Raw genomic sequence first — 5834 nt, 5'->3', positions numbered from 1 at the left:
ATCCTGTCTGGCCTCACCGTCTCCAACGTCATCGGCGTGCCGGCCGGCACCGCTATCGGCAACATCTGGGGCTGGCGCGCCACCTTCTGGGTGATGTGCGCGCTCGGCGTGGCGGCGACGCTTGCCATGGCAGCCCTGTTGCCGCGCACCACCGGCTCATCGGCCAGGCCCGCCGGTTTCGCCCGCGAGGTCCGTGTGCTGGCCCGCCAGCAGGTCTGGACTTCGCTGATCCTGATGCTGATGCTGATGATCGGCCAGTTCGGCCTGTTCACCTACATCACCCCGACACTGCTGGAGGTCACCGGGCTCGACGAGAACCTGGTGCCGTGGGTGCTGCTGCTCAACGGCGTCGGCGCCACGCTCGGCGTCTTCCTCGGCGGCAAACTGTCCGACTGGAAGCTGATGCCGTCATTGATCACCATGCTGGCCCTGCAGGCGGTGACGCTGGCCGTCATCTACGCCGTCAGCCCCTATCCCCTGCCGATGGTTGTGGCGATCGTCGTCTGGGGCGGCCTCAACTTCGCCATCGGCACACCGATCCAGACCCGCATCCTGGCCTGGACGGCGGACGCCTCGAACCTCGCCTCGTCGCTCATTCCGTCCGGCTTCAATGTCGGCATCGCGCTGGCCGCGTCGTTGGGCGCCGCGATGCTGAACAGCGGCTATGGCTACCGCAGCCTGCCGCTGCTGGGCGCCATAGCCATGCTGGTCGCCGTCGCGGTGGCGCTGGCATCCTATGTCTGGGAAGGGCGCAGCCACGCCACGCCGCCGCTGACGGCTCCGGCGGAATAGACCACTTCACCCGCGCCAGCGCAGCAGGCGCATGGCGTTGGCGGTGACCAGCACCGTGGCGCCGGTATCGGCCAGGATCGCCGGCCACAGGCCGGTGATGCCCAAAATGGTGGTGACCAGGAACACCGCCTTCAGCCCGAGCGCAACGCTGATGTTCTGGCCGATATTGGCCATCACCGCCCGCGACAGTCTTACCATGCGCGCGACATCCATGACGCGGCCATGCAGGATCGCCGCGTCCGCCGTCTCCAGCGCCACATCGGTGCCGCCGCCCATGGCGATTCCGATGTCGGCGGCGGCGATCGCCGGTGCGTCGTTGATGCCATCGCCGACCTTGGCGACCTTCAGCCCTTCGCGCTGCAATTCACCGATGATGCGCTGCTTGTCCTGAGGCAACAGCTCCGCCCGAGCCTCGATGCCGAGCGAAGCGGCGATGGCTTGCGCCGTGCGGCGATTGTCGCCGGTCAGCATGATCGTGCGGATGCCTTCGGCCTTGAGCGCCGCAATGCCGGCCGCCGCATCCGGTCGCGGCTCGTCGCGCATGGCGATCAGCCCTGCCACCACGCCGTCGGCGACCAGCACTGACACGGTCTTGCCCTGCCCGTTGAGGCTGTCGACCGCAAGGCGCTGCGCTTGCGTCATGTCGGCGCGTTCGCCCGCCGCCGGGCCGGAGCCGAGGAAAACAGCGACGCCACCGACGCTGCCCTCGACACCTTTGCCCGAGATCGCCTTCGCCGCCAAAGCCGGCGGCACCGGCGCACCATCGGCCTTGGCCCTGTCGAGGATCGCCATGGCCAGCGGATGGCTGGAACCCTGCTCGAGCGCTGCCGCCAGCGCCAGCACGGTGCGTTCATCGCGGCCATAGACCATGATGTCGGTCACCACGGGCCTGCCCGCGGTCAGCGTGCCGGTCTTGTCGAAGGCCACCGCCGTGACCCGGCGAAAGCCTTCCAGCACCGCACCACCTTTCATCAACAGGCCACGCCGCGCGCCGGTCGCAAGGCCAGCGGCGATTGCTGCCGGCGTCGAGATGACGAGCGCGCAGGGGCAACCGATCAGCAGGATCGCCAAGCCCTTGTAGATCCATTCGTTCCAGTCGCCACCGGCAAGCAGCGGCGGCAACAGCGCAACCAGCGCGCCGACCGCCAGCACCGCCGGGGTGTAGGTGCGCGAGAAGCGGTCGATGAAGCGTTCGGTCGGCGCCTTGGCTTCCTGCGCCTCCTCCACAAGCCGCACGATTCGGGCGATGGTGTTGTCAGACGCGGCAGCCGTCACGCGAACCCTGAGCACGCCGTCTGTGCTGATCGTGCCGGCAAAGACGGCGTCCGCAACGCCCTTGCGCTTGGGCGTGCTCTCGCCAGTCACCGGCGCCTCGTCGATTTCGCTCGCGCCCTCGATGATCTCGCCATCGGCCGGGATGCGGTCGCCCGGCCGCACCAGGATGATGTCGCCGACGCCGAGCCGTTCGGCAGGAACTTCCGATGTGCCGCTCGCGCGCTCGACCAAGGCCGTCTTCGGCACCAGGTCCGCAAGTCCCTGGATGCTCGCCCGCGCCCGGCCGGCTGCGACACCTTCCAGAAGTTCACCGATCAGGAACAGCACCACCACGGCGGCTGCCTCTTCCGTGGCGCCGATCATCACGGCGCCTATCGCCGCGATAGTCATCAGCATCTCGATCGAGAACGGCGTGCCGGCCAATGCCGCCATCAGCGCGCGCCGCGCAATCGGCGCCAGGCCGACCAGCAGGGCGGCAAGGAAGACCCAGCGCTCCGCCACTGGGAACAGATGGCCGATGCCATAGGCGGCGAGAAGCGCTGCCGCGCAGGCCAGCGTCAACACCGCCCGGCGGGAACGCCACCACGCCTGCCCCGGCTCGGCATGGCCATGATCGTGGCCTTCATGGTCATTGGGGACGTGATCGGCGTGCGCCCTGTCTGAGATCGGCGATACCTGCGCCTCGGCCTTGACGATGCCATAGCCGAGCCTTGCCACCTGTTGCAGCACCTTGTCTTCCGGCAGCGCGCCGCCGTGGCTGACCGTCATGCTGGCGCCGGTCACCGAAACCGAGACATCGGCGACGCCGTCGAGGCGACGCACCGCCGTATCGATCTTGGCCGCGCAGGAGGCGCAGTCCATGCCGCCGATCTTGAACCGTGTCTGCCTGATTGTTTCCTGCTTGAGGAGCGTCGTCATCACATCACCTGCCTGTCTTGCCCGCGCGGCGTCGCCGTATGGTCTTGAATGCTGATGTCAGGCATTGTAATTGCTCTAGTGACTAGAGCTTCAAGAGGCAAATTCATGTTTTCCATCGGTGATCTCTCGCGCCGCACCGGGGTCAAGGTGCCGACCATCCGCTATTACGAGCAGATGGGCCTTGTTGCCGCACCCGAGCGTTCGGAAGGCAACCAGCGCCGCTATTCCAGGCAGGAGCTGGAGCGGTTGGCCTTCATCCGCCACGCCCGCGACCTCGGCTTCGCCGTCGACGACATCCGCTCGCTGATCGAATTGAGCAGCCACCCCGAGCAGCCCTGCGGCCACGCCGACCGGATCGCCGAAGAACAATTGATCTCGGTGCGGGAGAAGATCACTCAGCTGAAGCGGCTTGAAGCCGAACTCGAGCGCATCGCTTCTTGCTGCGACGGCAAGACGGTCGGCGACTGCTACGTCATCCGCGCGCTGTCCGACCACGCGCTGTGCGCTGACGAACATGGGTGAGGCAAGGAGCGACGCGGCGCAGCCTTATGGGTTCCGTGCAGTGACCTTAGAGAGTCGCAGCGCTGCAGAACCACCGGCACTGGGCGACGTAAAACGAGCATATTTCTGCTTTGACTTTTCGCAGACATGCTAACGTTAAAGTGGTTGATCCAGTACAATCACTGACGGCAAAATGTATAAAATCGGAGGCCAACCACGCGATGGACAATTTGCTTCATTTTCTTGGGGACATATTGGGAAACGCGATATCGGGCAACCCCTCGAAGTCGAAGCTGATGCGGTGGGTGGAACGCATTTTCATCGCGCTCGTGGTGATGCTCATCGCCATGGTATTGTATCGGATTTACTCGATGTGATGGCCGCTATTGGCGGACGGACTCCGATGACGGCGCATGTGCAGACCTACAATTACTAATGCTGCAGAACTAACCACCCCTCCGGCCGCGGCGCCCCGCGCCCCTACAACTCGATCCTGAACCGCAAACTTTCCGCCCCGCCGTAGGCAGCATCCTCGAAGAAGCGTTCGACGAGCTTGCCGCCATTGGCCAGTATCACCTTGTGCGAGGCCGGATTGCCCGGCTTGGCGGTGATCTCGACGTGAGCCAGGCCGACCGCCCTCGCCTCGTCCAGCATCAGCCGCAGCGCCTCGGTGGCGTAGCCGCGTCGCCGCTTCCATGGCATCACCGCATAGCCGATATGGCCGAGCACATGCGGCGGCAGAGCGGCCGTGCCAGGTTGCCAGCGGAAGCCGATCGAGCCCGACGCCTCGCCGTCCCAGATCCAGCGGCGGAAGCCCGGCAGGCGCGGCACTTGCTTGCCGCCGGGCAAGGTGATCGGATCACCCTTGGCCTGGGGATCATCGAGGTCGGCGAGAAAGGCCACTGGATCCTTTTCGATTGCCGCAAGCTGCTCGCGCGTCGCTTCTTCGAGCCGCACATTGTCCGGCGACCAGCCGCGCTCGAGCGCCGCCTTGTAGGACGGCAGATGTTCAAGCGCGGGTTTGACGATTTCGACCATATTCCACCGGTGGGAGACGCTACGCCGGTAAAATAGCATCCTTGCCCGGGAAGGCACGGTCCACGAAAGCGCGGCCTCTTACGACAAGGGCCGCGTTCCCATCGCTGGAAACGCGGCCCCGATCTCATGTCCTTGGGAGGATTGGCACTCCGGCGCGGCTGCGCCGGAGTGCCTTATGCGAGTTCAGGCAATGTCGAAGCGGTCGGCGTTCATCACCTTGGTCCACGCAGCGACGAAATCCCTGGTGAATTTCGCCTTGGCGTCCGCCGACCCGTAGACCTCGGCAAGCGCGCGGAGCTGGGCGTGCGAGCCGAAGATCAGGTCGGCACGGGTGCCGGTCCACTTGACCGCCTTGGTCTTGCGGTCACGCGCCTCGTAGACTTCGTCGGAGCCGGCCGCCGGATCCCAGACCGTGTTCATGCTGAGCAGATTGACGAAGAAGTCGTTGGTCAACGTACCCGGCCGGTCGGTGAGCACGCCGTGCTTCGACTTGGCCGTGTTGGCGCCGAGCACGCGCAGACCGCCGACCAGAACCGTCATCTCGGGCGCGGTCAGCGACAGCAATTGCGCCCGGTCGACCAGCATGGCCTCGACCGACATCGGCTGCTTGCCCCTGACATAGTTGCGGAAGCCGTCGACTTTCGGCTCGAGCGCGGCAAAGGAATGGACATCGGTCTGTTCCTGTGAAGCATCCATGCGGCCCGGCGTGAACGGCACCTTGGTTTCGTGGCCGCCGTCCTTCGCCGCCTTCTCGACCGCAGCGACACCGCCGAGCACGATGAGATCGGCCAGCGAGATCTTTTTCCCGCCGGTCTGTGCCGCGTTGAACTCCTTCTGGATGGCTTCCAGCTTCGCCAGCACCTTCGACAGTTCCGCCGGCTGGTTGACGTCCCAATCCTTCTGCGGTGCCAGTCGGATACGTGCCCCGTTGGCACCTCCGCGCTTGTCGGAATTGCGGAACGTCGAGGCCGAGGCCCAGGCAGTCGAGACCAGTTCGGAGACCGACAGGCCCGATGCCAGGATCTTCGCCTTCAGCGACGCAATGTCCTGCTCGCCGACCAGTTCATGGTCGACCGCCGGGATCGGATCCTGCCAGATCAGCTCTTCCTTCGGCACGAGCGGACCGAGATAACGAACGACCGGACCCATGTCGCGATGGGTCAGCTTGTACCAGGCCCGGGCGAACGCGTCGGCGAAATGGTCCGGATGCTCATGGAAGCGCCTCGAAATCTTCTCGTAGGCCGGATCGACCCGCAGTGCGAGATCGGTGGTCAGCATGGCAGGCGCGCGGCGCTTGGACGGATCGTGGG

At 65.5% G+C, this 5834-nt stretch carries 6 protein-coding genes; 3 read left to right on the top strand and 3 right to left on the bottom strand.

Annotated elements, in window-relative coordinates:
* On the top strand, nucleotides 1-792 hold a 792-nt coding region (locus EOC06_RS14065; protein WP_164898573.1), incomplete at its 5' end, for an MFS transporter.
* A 6-nt stretch (nucleotides 793-798) separates the two neighbouring features.
* Here EOC06_RS14065 and EOC06_RS14060 read toward each other — a convergent pair.
* Nucleotides 799-2985, bottom strand: coding sequence for a heavy metal translocating P-type ATPase (locus tag EOC06_RS14060; RefSeq protein WP_128308051.1), 2187 nt, complete (start codon nucleotides 2983-2985; stop codon nucleotides 799-801).
* Between the two features lie 105 nt (nucleotides 2986-3090).
* Here EOC06_RS14060 and EOC06_RS14055 point away from each other — a divergent pair, with 105 nt between their 5' ends.
* Together EOC06_RS14055 and EOC06_RS40155 are read left to right on the top strand one after the other, a co-directional pair.
* A complete protein-coding gene (locus EOC06_RS14055; RefSeq protein WP_128308050.1) occupies nucleotides 3091-3507 on the top strand; it encodes a helix-turn-helix domain-containing protein in 417 nt (138 codons plus the stop codon).
* A gap of 172 nt (nucleotides 3508-3679) precedes the next feature.
* Nucleotides 3680-3922, top strand: coding sequence for a hypothetical protein (locus EOC06_RS40155; RefSeq protein ID WP_164898572.1), 243 nt, complete (start codon nucleotides 3680-3682; stop codon nucleotides 3920-3922).
* A 44-nt stretch (nucleotides 3923-3966) separates the two neighbouring features.
* Here EOC06_RS40155 and EOC06_RS14050 read toward each other — a convergent pair whose 3' ends face one another.
* On the bottom strand, nucleotides 3967-4524 hold the full coding sequence (locus EOC06_RS14050; protein WP_128308049.1) for a GNAT family N-acetyltransferase: 558 nt from the start codon (nucleotides 4522-4524) through the stop codon (nucleotides 3967-3969).
* A 183-nt stretch (nucleotides 4525-4707) separates the two neighbouring features.
* Nucleotides 4708-5834 (bottom strand): peroxidase family protein (locus tag EOC06_RS42500; protein ID WP_306462351.1); only part of this gene is annotated, 1127 nt, incomplete at its 5' end.

Source organism: Mesorhizobium sp. M7A.F.Ca.MR.362.00.0.0 (assembly GCF_004023175.1).
Classification (GTDB): domain Bacteria; phylum Pseudomonadota; class Alphaproteobacteria; order Rhizobiales; family Rhizobiaceae; genus Mesorhizobium.
The sequence above is the reverse complement of the archived record's forward strand: the minus strand, read 5'-3'. Positions and strand labels throughout refer to the sequence as shown.